Annotated in this window: 10 protein-coding genes; 3 read left to right on the forward strand and 7 right to left on the reverse strand. The window is 72.2% G+C overall.

All coding sequences use genetic code 11. The annotated features are described in order from the left end of the window. The 3 genes from ABT367_RS18215 to ABT367_RS18225 all read right to left on the reverse strand — a co-directional run. Nucleotides 1-1,011 (reverse strand): Gfo/Idh/MocA family oxidoreductase (locus tag ABT367_RS18215; RefSeq protein WP_352254095.1); only part of this gene is annotated, 1,011 nt, incomplete at its 3' end. After that, a complete protein-coding gene (locus ABT367_RS18220; protein WP_352254096.1) occupies nucleotides 1,008-2,120 on the reverse strand; it encodes a DegT/DnrJ/EryC1/StrS family aminotransferase in 1,113 nt (370 codons plus the stop codon). The genes ABT367_RS18215 and ABT367_RS18220, both read right to left, overlap by 4 nt. Before the next feature lie 169 nt (nucleotides 2,121-2,289). Next, on the reverse strand, nucleotides 2,290-4,362 hold the full coding sequence (locus tag ABT367_RS18225) for a bifunctional glycosyltransferase/CDP-glycerol:glycerophosphate glycerophosphotransferase (protein WP_352254097.1): 2,073 nt from the start codon (nucleotides 4,360-4,362) through the stop codon (nucleotides 2,290-2,292). Between the two features lie 220 nt (nucleotides 4,363-4,582). Here ABT367_RS18225 and ABT367_RS18230 point away from each other — a divergent pair, with 220 nt between their 5' ends. Together ABT367_RS18230 and ABT367_RS18235 are read left to right on the forward strand one after the other, a co-directional pair. Beyond that, on the forward strand, nucleotides 4,583-8,071 hold the full coding sequence (locus ABT367_RS18230; RefSeq protein ID WP_352254098.1) for a bifunctional glycosyltransferase/CDP-glycerol:glycerophosphate glycerophosphotransferase: 3,489 nt from the start codon (nucleotides 4,583-4,585) through the stop codon (nucleotides 8,069-8,071). A gap of 119 nt (nucleotides 8,072-8,190) precedes the next feature. Beyond that, entirely contained in the window at nucleotides 8,191-9,651 is a 1,461-nt protein-coding gene (locus tag ABT367_RS18235) for a hypothetical protein (protein ID WP_352254099.1), read from the forward strand. A gap of 94 nt (nucleotides 9,652-9,745) precedes the next feature. Here ABT367_RS18235 and ABT367_RS18240 read toward each other — a convergent pair whose 3' ends face one another. Further along, the gene (locus ABT367_RS18240) at nucleotides 9,746-10,438 is read right to left on the reverse strand and encodes a hypothetical protein (RefSeq protein ID WP_352254100.1); all 693 of its coding nucleotides are present in this window, start codon (nucleotides 10,436-10,438) and stop codon (nucleotides 9,746-9,748) included. A gap of 138 nt (nucleotides 10,439-10,576) precedes the next feature. Then, nucleotides 10,577-12,433, reverse strand: a complete 1,857-nt coding sequence (locus ABT367_RS18245; protein ID WP_352254101.1) for a glycosyltransferase family 39 protein — start codon at nucleotides 12,431-12,433, stop codon at nucleotides 10,577-10,579. Nucleotides 12,434-12,524: 91 nt separating this feature from the next. On the opposite strand from ABT367_RS18245, the gene ABT367_RS18250 reads away from it, so the two are divergent. After that, nucleotides 12,525-14,147 (forward strand): glycosyltransferase family 2 protein, encoded by a 1,623-nt coding sequence (locus ABT367_RS18250; protein WP_352254102.1) that lies wholly within the window; start codon nucleotides 12,525-12,527, stop codon nucleotides 14,145-14,147. 153 nt (nucleotides 14,148-14,300) lie between these two features. On the opposite strand, the gene galE is transcribed toward ABT367_RS18250, so the two are convergent. Together galE and ABT367_RS18260 are read right to left on the reverse strand one after the other, a co-directional pair. Further along, nucleotides 14,301-15,281, reverse strand: a complete 981-nt coding sequence (galE, locus tag ABT367_RS18255; RefSeq protein WP_352254103.1) for a UDP-glucose 4-epimerase GalE — start codon at nucleotides 15,279-15,281, stop codon at nucleotides 14,301-14,303. 157 nt (nucleotides 15,282-15,438) lie between these two features. Continuing rightward, nucleotides 15,439-16,146, reverse strand: a complete 708-nt coding sequence (locus tag ABT367_RS18260) for a TetR/AcrR family transcriptional regulator (protein ID WP_434975486.1) — start codon at nucleotides 16,144-16,146, stop codon at nucleotides 15,439-15,441. Between the last annotated feature and the right edge of the window lie 53 nt (nucleotides 16,147-16,199).

A 16,199-nucleotide genomic window follows, 5' to 3' on the forward strand; every position in this document is an offset into this window, starting at 1 on the left:
CGTCGCGGCCCGCCGGGCCCCCGGCAGCGGCACCACGCCCCGGCCGCGCGCCGCCTCGAGGACCGCATCAGCGACCTCCACGGTGCGCAGCCCCTCCGCGAGCGTCACGATCCCCGTTCCGTCCTTGCCGGCCACGGCGTCCCGGAACGTCTCGTGCTCCACGAGCAGCGGTTCCCGCTTGGGTGTCGCGAAACGGATCATGTCGCCCTCGCTGACCCCGCGGAAGGCCGCGATGGCCTCCCATTCGGTGGCGACGGCGCCGTTGGCGTGGAAGGTCAGGTCCGCGGTGAGGGTGTCCGCGACGAAGCAGCCGCGCTCTCCCGTCACCGCGGTGAAGCGCTCCTTGAGCGGGCTGAGCCAGTTGACGAGATGGCTGACAAGCGTGCCGTCGGCGAGGTCCCCGGTGACCATCACCATGTCCTCGTGCGGACGGCCGGACTTGGTGAGCGTACGGGCGGACACGCTCGTATAGGCCTGGCCGGTCACCCAGGCGGTGAGGTCGATGTCGTGCGTGGCCAGGTCCTTGACCACACCGACATCGGCGATGCGGTGCGGGAAGGGCCCCTGGCGGCGGGTGACGACCTGGAACAGCTCACCGAGTTCACCGGCCTCCAGGCGCCGACGGAGGTTCTGCAGCGCCGGGTTGAAGCGCTCGATATGGCCGACGCCGGCCACGAGACCGGCCCGCCCGAAGGCGTCGGCGAGGCCGCGCGCCGCCTGCGGGCTGTGGGCGAGTGGCTTCTCGATCAGGGCGCACACACCGTGCGCGGCGAGCGCGAGCCCCACCTCCTCGTGCAGCGCCGTGGGGCAGGCGACCACGGCATAGTCGAGGCCGAGAGCGAGGAATCCCGGCAGCGTCGCGACGACCGCCGCGCCCCGCGCCGCACCGTGCGGATCGCCCGCCGGGTCCATGACCCCCACCAGCTCCACACCGTCGAGACCGGCCAGGACGCGCGCGTGGTTGCGGCCCATCGCTCCGAGGCCGACGAGTCCGGCCCTGAGGGTGCTCATACGGTCGCCTCCGGCTGTGCCATGACCTCGTTCACTGCCTCGGCGATCCGCCGCAACTCCCCTTCCCCGACGCCGGGATGGACCGGCAGCGAGAGCACCGCCTCGCACGCCCGGTCCGTCTCGGGCAGCGGCGGGCGGGCGGGATCTTCGTACGGGCGAAGGCGGTGGATCGGGGTCGGGTAGTAGACCGCGCAGCCGATGCCGCGCTCCTGAAGCCGTGCGGCCAGGGCGTCCCGGCGACCGTCCGGCACCCCCACCGTGTACTGGTGGTAGACGTGCCGGGCGCCGTCCGCGACCTGCGGTGTCCGTACGCCTTCCAGGAGCGAGTCCAGGGTCTTGGCATTCGCCCTGCGCCGCTCGGTCCACTCGGGAAGCCGCCCGAGCTGTACGCGTCCGATCGCGGCGGCCACATCCGTCATCCGCATATTGGCGCCGACGATCTCGTTGGCGTACCGCTGCTCCATGCCCTGGTTGCGCAACAGCCGCAAGGTGCGGGCGAGTTCGGCGTCGGGCGTACTGATCATGCCGCCCTCCAGGGCGTGCATGTTCTTCGTCGGGTAGAAGCTGAAGGCCGCCGCGCCGCCGAAGCCTCCGACGGGCCGGCCGTGCAGCCGGGCGCCGTGGGCCTGGCAGGCGTCCTCGACGATGGCGAGGCCGTGGCGTGCGGCGAGGTTCACGATGCGGTCCATCGCGGCCGGGTGGCCATAGAGATGGACCGGCATCACGGCCACGGTCCGCGGCCCGATCACGGCGGCGGCGGCATTCGGGTCCAGGCAGTACGTGACGGGGTCGATGTCCGCGAAAACGGGTTCCGCGCCCACCAGGCGTACCGCGTTGGCGCTGGCCGCGAAGGAGAACGAGGGCACCACCACCTCGTCGCCGCGGCCGATACCGAGGGCCATCAGGCTCAACTGGAGCGCGGAGGTACCGGAGTTCACCGCGACACAGTGCAGCCCTCCGACGAGCTCCTCGCCGAACTCCTCCTCAAAGGCGGCCACTTCGGGCCCCTGGACCACCCGTCCGCTGCGCAGCACGCGTACGGCGGCTTCGATCTCGGCTTCGCCGATCACCGGCCGCGCGGCCGGGATGGCAGGGGCTGACCCGCTCATGGAATGGGCTCCGATTCGGCAGCAGGAAAAGCTGGGGAGAGCTGTGTGGACGGACTGGCTAGCTCTCAACTGCCGCCGGACACCTAATGTTGTGACCACTGTGAGGCGTTCCACCCCAAGTGATGATGCATACGATGAAACGACCCACCGGGGACACGGCGCACGGAGCTCACACCCCGAACACCGCCCGCACCACCCGCTCCGACGCCCGACCGTCCTCGTAGGGACAGAACCGCGCCCGGAACGCCTCCCGCAGCTTGGCCGTCTCCTCGGTGTCCCAGCCGCCGTCCCGCAGCAGCCCGATCAGTTCGTCCTCGGTCTGCGCCACCGCGCCCGGGGTCTCCCCCGCCGCACCCGACAGCAGGTCGAAGTAGGTGCCGCGGGCCAGCCGGTAGGCCTGCCAGTCGGGTGCGTACGTGATGATCGGGCGGTTCAGGCACGCGTAGTCGAACATCAGGGACGAGTAGTCGGTGATCAGCGCGTCGGCCACCAGGCACAGATCCTCCACGCGGGGATGGCCCGTGACGTCGAGGATCTGCGGGTGGGCGGCGAGGTCCGCGGAGGAGCCGTAGAAGTAGTGGGCGCGGACCAGGACGACGTAGGAGGGACCGAGCGTCCGGACGAGCCGGAGCAGGTCGAGGCGGGGCAGGAAGCCCTTCTGGTAGTCGCGGTGGGTCGGCGCGTAGAGCAGGATCTTGCGGCCCGCCTCCACACCGAGCGAGGAGCGGATGCGCGCGAGGTCGTGGGGGGTCGACGTGAAGTAGACGTCGTTGCGCGGATATCCGAGCTCCAGGGCCTGGTACGCGGACGGGTAGACCCGTTCCCAGATCTCCGTGGAGTGCGGGTTGGCGGAGAGGCTGTAGTCCCACTGGTCGGTGTGGTCGAGGACCTTCTGGAAGCTGATGCCGTGCGTGCCCGCGGGGTAGCGGCGCTGGTCCAGGCCCATCTTCTTGAGCGGGGTGCCGTGGTGGGTCTGGAGGTAGACCTGGCCCGGGCGCTTCACGAAACCGCCGGGGAACGAAGCGTTGTTGATGAGGTACGTGGCGCGGGCCATCGTCTGCCAGTAGCGGCGCGAGCCCTCGATCACATACGGGACGCCGGTCGGGACCTTGTCGCGGTGGCGGCTGCTGACCACCCAGACGCCCTTGATGTGCGGGGCGAGTTCGCGGGCCTTCTCGTAGACCGCGAGGGGATTGCAGGCCAGGCCCCGGTTCCAGTACGCGCTGTAGACGGCGAGGTGCGGGTCGAGCGCGCGGCGGCGGTCGGCGCGGTAAGCGAGCTTCATCACCCGCGCGCGCAGCCGCTTCTTGTGCCGTGCCATCGCCGAACGGGCCGCCCGCACACGTCCGTTGGCCGTACGGAGGGTTTCGAACGCGGTGTACGAGCCGGCGGCAAGCGCCCGCTGGGCGTCCCCGGACGGTTCGTGGCCGTCCGGGCGGTAGGTGCGGTGCAGCCGGGCGGCGGCGCGGAAGAAGTCGGCGCGGTCGGCGGGGCGGATCCGGCCCGGGTCGGCCAGAACGGTGAGCAGGTGGTCCACGGCGTACGGGAAGAGCCGCGCGCCGGTCGGTGAGCCGAGGAGCCGCTCGTACCGGTCCGTGATCGCGAAATGGGCGCGGCCTGGTGTGGTGGAGTGGCTGCCGCCCCGGCGCAGCCGCCAGCGGACGCAGACGCGGTCGAGCAGCCGCAGCCTCTCGCCCGCGAGCAGGGTCGCCCGGTGCACGGGGATCACGTCCTCGTACGGGCCGTCGTCGAAGCGCAGGGCGTGGGTCAGCCAGAACGAGCGGCGGATCACCCGGTTCCACGCGGCCGGTGTCACCGCGAGCGGATCGGCGGCGCCGGCGAGCCGGTCGCCGCCCGGCCGCACCGTCTCCCACCAGTCGACCCTGTCGTGCCCGAAGAGCAGGACGTCCGCCATCACGTCCAGGGCGTCGTCGATCGCGTCGAGCGCCCCGGGGAGCAGCAGATCGTCGCCGTCGAGGAAGAGCAGGAACTCGCCGTCCGCGCACTCGGCGCCCGCATTGCGGGCGGCGCCGGTGCCGCTGTGCCGTTCGAGTCGGACGAGCCGGACGCGTTGATCACGTTCCGCATACTCCGCGGCGATCGCCGCGGAGGCGTCCGGCGAGCAGTCGTCGACGACGATCAGTTCGATATCGCGAAAGGACTGCGCGAGGACGGATTCCAGGCATTCACGCAGGTAGCCCTGGACTCGATAGGCGGGTACGACAACAGAGAAGCGGGCCATACCTCACGAAGGTAGTCACGTGTGCGGGCACTGTCGAAGACATCGCAGGCCGTTGCGGAAAGGTTCCGCTTGGGAAGTTGGCGGCTGCGGTGTGCCTAATACGGCAATAGACCTCGCTCAGGTCACTCGTTCCAGGTAATGAGCGACAGGAGGTTGACGGAAACGGGCAAACAGGGCGGACGGCACCACCGGTCTCGCTCTGCGCAGAAAGGTCCGCCCCGTGCAGCACACGCCCGCCCCGTCCCTGCCCCGTCTCACCGTCGTCGTCCCCGTCTACAACGTCCAGGACTACCTCGAGGACTGCCTGCGTTCGATCGCCGGCCAGACCCTCAAGAACCTCGACGTCGTGCTCGTCGACGACGGCTCCACCGACGACAGCCCGCGGATCGCGCGCGCCTTCGCCGCCCGCGACCCGCGCTTCAGGTATGTCCGGCAGGAGAACGCGGGGCTGAGCGCCGCCCGCAACACCGGGGTGCGCCAGGCGGATCCGCAGGTGGAGTTCCTGACCTTCGTGGACAGCGACGACATCGTGCCGCACGACGCGTACGAGCGGATGGTCGCGAGCCTGGACGCCTCGGGCTCGGACTTCGTCAGCGGGAACGTATGGCGACTCAACGAGCGCGGCCGGCAGCAGGCCTGGCAGTACAAGTGGCTGACGAAGGACCGCACCCGCACCCACATCACCCGCGACCCCGAGCTGCTGGCGGACCGGGTGGCCTGGAACAAGGTGTTCCGGCGCGCCTTCTGGGACGCACACGAGTTCAGCTTCCCGGAGGGCCGGCTCTACGAGGACACCCCGGTGATGATCCCGGCGCACTTCCTCGCGGGGTCCGTCGACGTACTGGCCGACCACGTCTACTACTGGCGGGTGCGCGAGGGCTCGATCACCCGGCGGCGCACCGAGGTCAAGGGCGTACGCGACCGGATCGCGGCGTGCGACAGCGTGAGCCGCTTCCTGGGCGAGCGTTTCCCGAAGCACAAGAGGACGTACGACCTGTCGTGCCTGCGCGACGACTTCATCTACTTCCTGGAAGGCCTGCCGATGGGCGGGCCCGAGTACCGGACGGCCTTCCTCGAGGACACCGCTGCCTTCCTCGCGCGCGCCGACTCCTCACTGACCCGTGAACTGCCCGTCGATCTGCGGATCAAGTGGCAGCTGGTACGGGAGGGCCGCGCCGCCGAACTCATCGCGCTCCTGTCGTACGAGCAGCGCAACAAGACGGCCTTCGAGGTACGCGGGGGCCTGCGCAAGCGCGCCGTCTACCCGGGCGTCGAGGGCGTGCCCCGGCGCCTGTCCGGCCTGCGGAAGGGCGAACTGCCCGTCGTGGCACGGGTGAACGAGGCCCGCTGGGACGAGGACGGCAAGCTCCGGATCAGCGGATACGCGTATGTCCGCAATCTCGAAGCCACCCGGCCCGGACAGTCGGTCAAGGCCGGTCTGCTGAAGTCCGCGCACAGCCGTGGCCAGTTCCGCCGGGTGGCGACGCGGACCGTCCCGCGGCCGGAGGCGACCGTCAACTCCGGGCAGCAGCTGCACTGTTACGACTACTCCGGCTTCGAGATGACCATCGACCCCGAGCAGCTGAAGACCGGCGGCCGCTGGCGGCCCGGCAACTGGCTGCTCGGCGTGGTCGTCGCCGGCCACGGCGTGGTGCGCCGGGCGGCCGTGCGCGCCCTGGACGGCGCGTCCGCGCAGTCCGTCGTACGGGAACTCGGCGACGGACTGCGTCTCGTGCTCGGCTACTCGCAGGGGCGCCTCGTGCTGCGCGTCCAGGAGTACGCGGCCCGCGTCGAGGGCCATGAGCGCGACGGCGACGACCTGGTGCTGCGCGGCCGCCTTCGCGGGACCGCCCGGCCCGAGAAGCTGCGCCTGACGCACAAGGAGCACAGCTTCGACTATCCGCTGGCCCGCGCCGGCGACGAGTTCACGGTGCGGGTGCCGCTGATGGATCTGGAGCAGGTGCCGCCCACACCGCACCGCGCGCCCAAGGAGGTCGAACCGCAGCACGGCGACCGCTGGAGCGCCAACCTCGTCCTGCCCGGCGGCGCCCTCAAGTCCCTTGCGGCGAGCGCCGATCTGCCGCCCGGCCGCCATGCCACCGGCCGCGCCCGCTACGCCGTGGGCCGCGAACTGTGCGCCACCGCCAACGACAACGGGCAGCTGGTCGTCGAGCTGACCCGGCAGCCCGTCGCCGACGTGGCGCACTGGCCCGAAGAGGGCGTCCTGGTCATCGAGGGCACCGCGGCCCAGGACAGCTGGGGACCCGCCGAACTCGTCCTGCGGCACAGCACCGACCTCACCGAGGTGGCCGTTCCGCTGGAGCGCTCCGCGGGACGCTTCCGCGCCCGGCTCGTACCGGCCACCGCACACGGCGGCCTGCCGCTGCCCGAGGGCCGCTGGTATCTGTTCCTGCGCGAGAAGCACGAGGCGGGCGACGGGGTGCCGGTGCGCGTCCTCGCCTCGCTCGGCGCCGCGCTGCCGGCCGCCCGGGAGTGCGACGGCCGTGAGTTCAGCATCGGCCGGCGCTTCGGCGACCGACTGCTCATCGACTCGGGGTCGGCCCTCGCACCCACCGAACGCGGCGCCTACCGCCAGTCCCGGCTGCGCACCCGCCACTACCCGGTGCAGCGCGCCCTGCCGCTGCGCGAGGCGGTCCTCTACCTGGACGGCGAGTCACCCCGCGCGGTCCACGAGGAACTCCTCGTGCGCGGCGCCGAGTCGGAACACCTCTGGGTCACGCGCGACCAGCAGACCAAGGTCCCGCCGACCGCGCGCGGCATCGCCGAGGGCAGCCGCGAATGGTACGAGGCCCTGGCCCGCGCCCGCGTGATCGTCACCTCCGGTCACCTGCCCGACTGGTTCGAGCGCCGCGAGGGCCAGCGGGTCGTCCAGACGTGGCACGGCACCCCGCTCAAGCGCGTCGGCCTCGACCTCACCGACACCCTCTACGCCGACCACTCCCACCTCGACGCCCTGCCCCGCCTGTCCGCGCAGTGGAGCGTCCTGGTCTCCCCCAGCCGGCATGCCTCGTCGGTGCTGCCGCGCGCGCTCTCGTACGAGGGCGATGTCCTGGACGCCGGATCGCCGCGCAACGACGTGCTGTTCGCCGAGGACCGCGGGAAGATCGCCGACCGGGTGCGCGCGGAGCTGGGCCTGCCCCCCGAGGACGACCGCAGGATCGTCCTGTACGCCCCCACGTACCGTGACCACCTCGCCCACACAGCGGGCCGCTTCCGCCACGAACCGGCCCTGGACTTCCCGTCCCTGGAGCGCGCGCTCGGCGACGACCACGTCCTCCTCGTACGCCGCCACCCGCTCGCCGCGGGCCGGCTCCCGGGCGCGAACGCCCCCTTCGTACGCGACGTGACCACCTACCCGAACGCGGCCGAACTCCTCCTGATCGCCGATGTGCTGATCACCGACTACTCGTCGCTGATGTTCGACTTCGCACACACCGGCCGCCCGATGCTCTTCCACACCTACGACCTGGAGCACTACCGCGACACGGTGCGCGGCTTCACTCTCGACTTCGAGGCGGCCGCACCCGGCCCGCTGCTCACGTCGACCGGCGAGATCGTCGAGGCGCTGCGCGATCTGGACACGATGGCGGCGCGGCACGCGGACGCCTACGCCGCGTTCCGGCAGGCGTACGGGGACCTGGACGACGGGCGGGCGGCGGCACGGGTCGCGGACTGGATCCTGGCGTGAGCCGGACGGACCCCGCTCTCCCCGTAGGCCGGACAGACCCCTCCCTCCCGGGGGCCGAGCCCTGTCAAGGCTATCGGCGCCCACTGACAGCCGGCCTGGCCCGCGGCGCGACCGCCGTCATGGGCGGGCGCCGTTCGCTGCGGCCGAGCCCGTATCTGGTCTTCGGGACGCTGTTCTGGGTGCTGATGTCGGCGGCCGCCTGGCGGGTGCCGATCTGCTGCGACTTCGGACAGCACGCGGCCGTGGTCGAACGGCTCAAGGCCGATCTGTTCGACCCCGCGCACCCGATGGCCGCGGCGCCCGGCGACGGCAGCGCGTACTACTCCCCGTACGCCGTCCTGCAGGGCCTGTTCGCCGAGGTGACCGGGCTCGCGGGCTGGCAGGTCGTGAAGCTCTCCGGCCCGGTCAACCTCCTGGTGCTGCTCACCGGACTCGGCCGCTTCGTGAGGATGCTGACCCCCAACCGCTGGGCGCCGCTGCTCGCCCTGGCCTGCATGGTGTTGCTCTGGGGCACCAAGATGGCTTGGTGGAGCGGGTACTTGGGCCTGATGTCGATGACCGGGCACCTGCCGTTCCCGTCGACCTTCGCGATCGGTCTGACCTTCTGGGCCTGGGCGTTGACGGCACGGCTCGCGCGCGACGGCGGTTCGCTCCTCTCGTACGCGGGGCTCGGCGCGCTGTGCGGGGCGATCCTGCTCATCCACCCGATCTCGTCGGTCGCGGCGATGATCGGCGTGGTCGCGTTCGTGCTCGGGTGGGCGCGGCGCGTGGCCCCCGGCTGGGCACTGGCGGCCGCGGCGGCCGGCCTCGTCGTGATGACCTGGCCGTACTACTCGGTCTTCGCGCTGGTCGGCGACAGCAGCGTGGACGGTATCCACCGCCAGCTGTACGACGCGATGCCGGAGCGTTTCTGGCTCGCCTTCCTCGGGCTTCCCGCGCTCGTCGCGCGGTGGCGGCGGGACCGGCGCGATCCACTGGTGCTGATGTTCCTGCTCGGCTCCGCGACCATCGCGTACGGCTGGATCTCCGGGCATTACACGTACGGGCGGATCATGGGGCTCACACTGATCCCGCTCCAGTTCGCCCTCGCGATCGAGCTGACCGGGCCGCGGCCCTGGACCTGGGGGCGGCGGGTGCTCGCGGCGCTGTGCGGTGCGGGGCTCGCGCTGAGCTTCTTCTCCGTGCAGGCGGGCGCGGTCGTGCCGCGTGCATGGGACCCGGTGGGCTTCGACCAGCCGCCGCGCTGGCCTTCGTACAGCTGGGCCGCGCAGCGCATCGCACCGGGCGAGGTGGTCCTCACCAACAGCTATCGCGCCACGCGCTCCCTGCCCGGATACGGCCCGAACCTCCTCGCGCCCGCCTGGCCGGACGCTTCCATGACCGAGACGGAACGGGCACGGCGCTCGCAGGCCGTGGCGCGCTATCTGGATCCCGGGTCGACGCCTGCCGAACGGGCAACGGTGGTACGGCAGTTCGGCGTCCGCTGGCTACTGCTCACGACGGACCAGCGGGTGCCACGGGAGGCGCGTGTCGTGGCTTGGGGGCCTCGGACCGGTGAGGTGCTGGCGCGGGTGGGGTGAGTGAGTGTTCACGAGGGTGAGTGAGCGTTCACTGCGGTGAGTGAGCGTTCACTGCCGTGAGTGAATGCTCACTCCCGGTCCGGTGAGCATTCACTCACCGCAGCGAGCAGGACCCTCGGTCGTCACCGGCTCGTGTCACGTCGACGCCGCACAGCACCATCTGCCAGTGCAGCTCCAACGTGTACGGATGACCCTCGTGCCCGTCGAAGGTGTAGTCGATCCAGGCCCGGTCGATCACCGCGCCGCGTTCCGCGGCCTCCACCACGAAGAGCAGCTCGGTGAATCCTCGATCGCCCGCCGCGGCCTCCGCACAGGACTGCGTGATCCGGCGCCCCGGCATGAGCCGTTCGTAGCGGCCCGGTGCGCCCAAGAGGGTCCCGTGCTCGGGGTCCACGAAGTCCGGGGGCACTCCTCGGACGGAGATGATCCCGAACGACGGTGAGTCCACCGTGCGCAGCTGCCACGAGACATCGACCGGCCGCACGGACGCTTCGTGACGAACGCGCTGGAGCCTGATGCCCCTGCCATTCGTGCTGCAGAGCGTGTACGACCCGAAGGAAGCGGACCAGGGGTGCGTCCTCGGCTCGTCCACGACTATGAGTCCGCCGCCGGCCCGCGCGCTCAAGTACCCGGGGGCCACCTGCCTGCTGTCCGCCGCCGACGTGAAGGCCACGATGAGCGCCAGGAGCGTGAGCAGGGCGGGCGACCGCAGGCGGACGGCCCGTACGTCGCGCGCGCGAGGCGCACCGCGGCGGGGCGCCACTTCGGATGACGCGTTGACGGCCACCTGCCTCCCCCTTTGACGCGGGCGGCAAAGTAGCAGGCGCGAGGAACACTCACCAGGGCGTCACGGGCGGATGTGCCAGGTACCTGAGAGCCGGCCGTGAGGCGACCGGGCCACCGGGAAACAGGGAGGCCGCGAGCCTCAATGCGCATGCAACGGGGGCAGGTCCAGGTGGCCGGCCGCACCGGCCGCGGGCTCTCCGGGCGCAGGCTCTCCGACCGCGGGCGATCCGGGCGCAGCCGCTTCCGGCGCGGGCGCCTGTCCCGGTGCGCCCGCCGAGCCGACCGCGCCGCCACCCTGCTCGCGGCCCTGGTTCTTCTCGTACGCCTCGAGTACGGGATCCACGACCGGTACCGGCTTCCCCGCCGGCCAGTCGATCGGGCGCTCGGGAGCCCTGCGGACGTACATCCGCAGCACCCCGCTGCGCTCGGGGAACTCCCCGCGCAGCACGAACTGTTCGTTGATCACGGACAGTTTCGTGGTCTCCGTCGCGGAGGCGGGATTCCAGGACGGGTCCGCCGCACGCCGCTCGGTGAGCACCCAGACCCGGTCCACCCGGGCCAGCCTGCGCCGCAGTTCGATCGCGTCGGTCTCCTTGCCGTACAGCGTCCCGGACGCGGCCGGCGGCATTTGGAGCGCGAGGTCCTTGGTGCCCTCGAAGCCGGCCGGGTAGGTCAGCGCATGCCGACGGGCACCCGACGGCAGGAACAGCACCGGATCGCCTGGCCCCAGTTCACGTGCCGCGAGACGGGCGACCGCGGCCATGTCGTCCGGCCGCCCTTCGGCCGTCGCCTGGGCCCGGTGCTGCGGCAACTGCCACAGACAGGCCGCCGCCACCGCGGCCGCCCCGGTCAGCGCGGCCGTCGCGCGGTGCGGCGCCCGGCCCGGCGGCAGCAGCCGGCGGACCACAGCGGCGCAGCGCTCACCGCCCGCCGCCGCGAGCAGCGGCACTCCGGCGAGCGCGAACAGGACGGCGCCGCGGTCGTACAGCGGAGCCGACTGCGCGAGCACCATCAAGAGCGCGGGCGGCACCAGGAGCAGCGGCAGCGCGAGGGTGTTGAGCGAGATACGTCCCGTGCGCGGCAGCGGTGCGTTCAGGGCGATGCAGACCAGGAGCAGGGCCGCGGTGACCACGAGCGGCGCCGGTCCGGCGAAGGTCCGCAGCAGTTCCTCGGCGCTCGCGATGCCGGGCGCCGCGATCCCCTCGCCCTTCCCGCCGTACGTCAGGCTGATCAGCGGGACCAGCGCGGTGAGCGCGGCCGCTCCGGCGACCGCCCAGCCGCGCCACACTTCCGTGGAGACCCGCCGCCAGGAGACGAGCAGCGTGACGGCGTGCGCGGCGAGCAGCAGCGCGGCGAGCTGATGGAGATACGCGGTGCAGCCGACGACGGCGCCGTAGCGGCACCAGTCCCGTGGCCGGCCCCGTTCCACCGCGCGCAGGAACAGCCAGGTCGCCGCGGCGGCCCCCGCACAGACCAGCGCGTAGGGGCGGCCGTCGGTCGCGTAGTACCCGGTGGCCGGCGTCACCGCGTACAGCAGACCGGCCCACAGACCGACCCGTGCGCGCGACAGACGCGCGCCGATCGCGGCGACGAGCCCGGCGGTCAGCGCCACCGCGAGCACCGACGGCAGCCGCAGCATCACCTCGCCCGGGTGGACCTGGAGCACGAAGTGCATCAGCACGCAGTAGACGCCGTGCACCGCGTCGGCCGAGCCGATCAGCTGCGAGATCTCGGGCAGCGACCGCTGCGCCACCTGGAACGTGGCGCTCTCGTCCCGCCACATCGACCCCCGGTCGAGCCCCCACAGGCCGACCGCGAGCGCCGTGAGCGCCGGCACCGTCACGGCGACGACGGCCGGGCGGACGAGCAGCAGCCGGGCCAGAGTGCGCAGGTGCCCGGACGGAACGGCGGCCCTCGTCGGGGCCGTGGCCGGGTACGCGCGGTGCGCGGAGGCGGTCGGAGTGCCGGTGAACGCGGAGGCCTGCGTGCGGTACATGGAGTGGAGTTTGTGCGATTAACTGCCGATTGCTGCGTATTGACGCCCTCTTTAATCGGATAATTCAGGCATACGGCTAACATTTCCCTTCATGGAAAGCCTGCCGTCTCCCGAGCCACAGGTCTGCGTCGTGGTCATCGGCTACAACGACTCGGCCCATGTGGCCGACGCGGTGCGCTCCGCACTCGCCCAGGGCGGCGCCGTACGCGAGGTGATCGCGGTCGACGACTGCTCGGTCGACGACAGCCGCGAGGTGCTGCAGCGCCTCGCCGCCACCGAGCCCCGGCTCAGGGTGATCGCCCGCCCCACGAACAGCGGCGGCTGCGGCACCCCGCGCAATGACGGCATCGACGCCTGTACGTCCCCGTATGTGATGTTCCTGGACAGCGACGACGTGCTGCCGCCGGGCGCCGTGGACGCGCTGCTCACGGCCGCGACCGAGCACGGCACCCAGGTCGCGGCCGGTCTGTGTCTGCGCCGCGAGCTGCCGTCGGGCCGCGAGGTGCCCTGGGAGCCCGAGCTGTACGACACCCCGGCGATCGTCGAGCATCCCGGCCGGCGGCCGCGTCTGGTGCACGACACCCTCTGCGTCAACAAGCTCTACCGCACGGACTTCCTGCGCACCCGCGGCATCCGCTTCCCGGACGGCCGCTACGTCTACGAGGACTTCGTGTTCAGCGCGCGGGTGCTCGCGGCCGCGCCGAGGATCGCGCTGATCTCCAACCCCGTCTACATCTGGCACGTACGCCGCTCGGCCGCCAAGCTGTCGATCTCCCTCGACCGCGCGGGGATCGCCAACTGGCAGGCGCGGATGGACGCGCACCGCGAGGCCGTCGACATCCTCACCGACGCCGGCGAGAAGAAGCTGGCGCGGGCGGCGCGCGCCAAGTTCCTCGAGCGCGGCCTGCGGATGTACACGCGCGAGCTCGATCAGCGCACACCGGAGTACCGCGACGAGTGGTGGGGGCTCACGCGCGCCTATCTCGCCACGTTCGACGAGGCCGATGTGGAGCACGCCCCGGCCCCCGGCCGGGTGATCGCACGCGTGATCCTGGCCTCGCCGCAGCCCGTGGACCTGCCGCGCCTCCAGCAGGTCGCGGCCCGTCCGGCGCGCCTTGTGCCGCCGTACGCGCGCGGGGCGGACGGCACTCCGGTGTGGTCCGAGCGGCTGCCGCAGGTGGGTCTCGAGCATCTGCTCGTGCGCCCGATGCGGCTGCTCCCGCTCACCGTCGACGCGAGTCTGCTGCCTCGGGCCCGCAGCTCGGTGCTCACGCTCAGGCTGTACGAGTTGTACGGGCGCGTCGCCGGTGCCGGACCCACGACCGTGGACGTGGAACTGCGGGACCGGGCACGGGTCGCGAGCGGGATGCGACGGACGGCCGCCTGGCGTGCGGACGCGGATCCGCTTTCCCCGGACGGGAGTTGGACCGCCGAGGTGCTGCTCGATCTGGGTGCGCTCGATCCGACGGCCTGCGTGTGGGATCTGCGCCTGCGGGTGCGGTTCGCGGACGGTACGTACCGCGAGACCGCGGCGCGCGCGGTGGCCGGCCCCGGGGTGCTGCGGCGGACCGCGGTGCGCGATCTGCGGCGGGGGGTGCGCCTGGTGCAGCCGTACGCGACGAGCGGCGGGAACCTCGCGGTGCGGGTCGCGCCCGGGGTGCGCGGGGTGGCGCAGGTGGTGCGGCGGCGGGTGCGGCGGGTGCTCAGCCGGTAGCGGACGGGTGCCGAGCGCGCGGAAGGCGGCGCGAAGGGGCCGCCGCCCTTGCGGACGACGGCCCCTTCTGTGCCGAATGAGATGACTGGGTACGGGACCGTCGCGGACCGGAAGAGCGGAACGTCACGAACCGCAAGTCCCGTACAGGAAGCGCTAGTTGCGCGCCGCCTCGGGGTGCAGGCGCACCCAGCCCGCCCACGCCGACGTGATCATGTCGCGGACGTCGTGGCGGGCCTCCCAGCCCAGCTCGCCGGCGATGCGGTCGGCCGAGGCGACCACGCGGGCCGGGTCGCCGGGGCGGCGGGGGGCGACCTCGGGCTCGAGGTCGTAGCCGGTGACCTCGTTGATCAGATCGATGAGCTCGCGTACCGAAACACCTTCGCCGCGGCCGATGTTGACCGTCAGCTCGTCGCCGGGCGCGGTGGCGAGCTTGCGGGCCGCGGCCACATGCGCGTCGGCCAGGTCGGCGACGTGGATGTAGTCGCGTACGCAGGTGCCGTCGGGCGTCGGGTAGTCGGCGCCGAAGATCCGCGGGGCCGCGCCTTCGGTGAGCTTCTCGAAGACCATCGGGACGATGTTGAAGACACCGGTGTCGGCGAGTTCGGGGCTCGCCGCGCCCGCGACGTTGAAGTACCGCAGGGACGCGGTCGCGAAGCCGTGCGCGCGGCCGGCCGCGCGCACCAGCCACTCGCCGGCCAGCTTGGTCTCGCCGTACGGGTTCATCGGCAGGCAGGGGGTGTCCTCGGTGACGAGGTCGACGTCGGGCATACCGTAGACGGCCGCCGACGAGGAGAAGACGAAGGAGCGCACTCCGCCGGCGGCGACGGCGGCGAGCAGGACGCGCAGGCCCTCGATGTTCTGGTGGTAGTAGTGCAGCGGCAGTTCGACGGACTCGCCGACCTGCTTCTTGGCCGCCAGGTGGACGACACCGGTGACGCCGTGTTCGGCGATCGCCTTGTCCAGCGCGGCGCGGTCGAGCACCGTGCCCTCGACGAACGGGACGCCCTCGGGCACTCGCCCGGCGATCCCCGTCGACAGGTCGTCGAAGACGACCGCCTGCTCGCCGGCCGCGAGCAGGGCACGCACGACGTGCGCTCCGATGTAACCGGCGCCGCCGGTGATCAGCCAGGTCATGGTCACCCTGTTTCCGTAACGGTTTGTTCCAGTTTGTTCGACGCTTGGCGTGCGCTTCGGGTTCCGGCGGCGTTCGGCCGGTTCCGGCGGCGTTCGGCCGGTTCCGGCGGGGTCCCGCGGGTTCCGGCGGCGTTCCGCGGGTTCCGGCGCGGCAGGCTCAGACCCCGGGACCCGGCCCCCGCATCACACCCGGGCCCTGTATCGCCCGCAGCCCCGCCGCCGTGGCGGCGGTGAGCCGGTCCAGGTAGCCCTTCGGCAGCGGGGAGCGCGTGACCACCGAGCGCCAGTACAGCGGCCCCGAGATCAGGTCGAGCGCGAGCTCGTCGTCGACGCCGGCGTCCAGTTCGCCGCGGGCGACCGCGGCCTGGACGATGCCGCTGGCCACCGAGTGCTGGCCTTCGCGCAGCGCCTTCTCCAGGGCTTCGCGGATCTCCGGATTACGGGCCGCCTCGGCCTGCAGGTCCGGGATGATCTGGCCGGCCACGGGGTGGCGCAGGGCGCGCGAGGTGACCTCGTAGAGCAGCCGCAGATCGCCTTCGAGCGTGCCGGTGTCGGGGGCGGGCAGGCCCTGGACGGCGACGGCCGAGACCAGGTCGAGCACGAGGTGCAGCTTGGAGCGCCAGCGGCGGTAGACGGCGGTCTTGCCGACGCCCGCGCGGCGCGCGACGCCCTCGATCGACATCCGCCCGTAGCCGACAGCGGCGAGCTCCGCGAAGACCGCCGCCCGAATGGCTTCGGTCACATCCTCGCGCAGCACCGCGGCCCCGGCCGGAGCCCGGCGGCGGGCGGGCTTGGCCGCTTCCGCTCCGGGTGCGGAGAGGGCCGGATCGGGTGCGGAGGTCGAGGACGTCATGGCCCCCAGCATACGGCCGTGACGACGAAACGGTTGCGTTGCGACGTCGATCCGTCCTACGCTCC

The sequence above is a fragment of the Streptomyces mesophilus genome, from assembly GCF_040300965.1.
Classification (GTDB): Bacteria; Actinomycetota; Actinomycetes; order Streptomycetales; family Streptomycetaceae; genus Streptomyces; species Streptomyces mesophilus_A.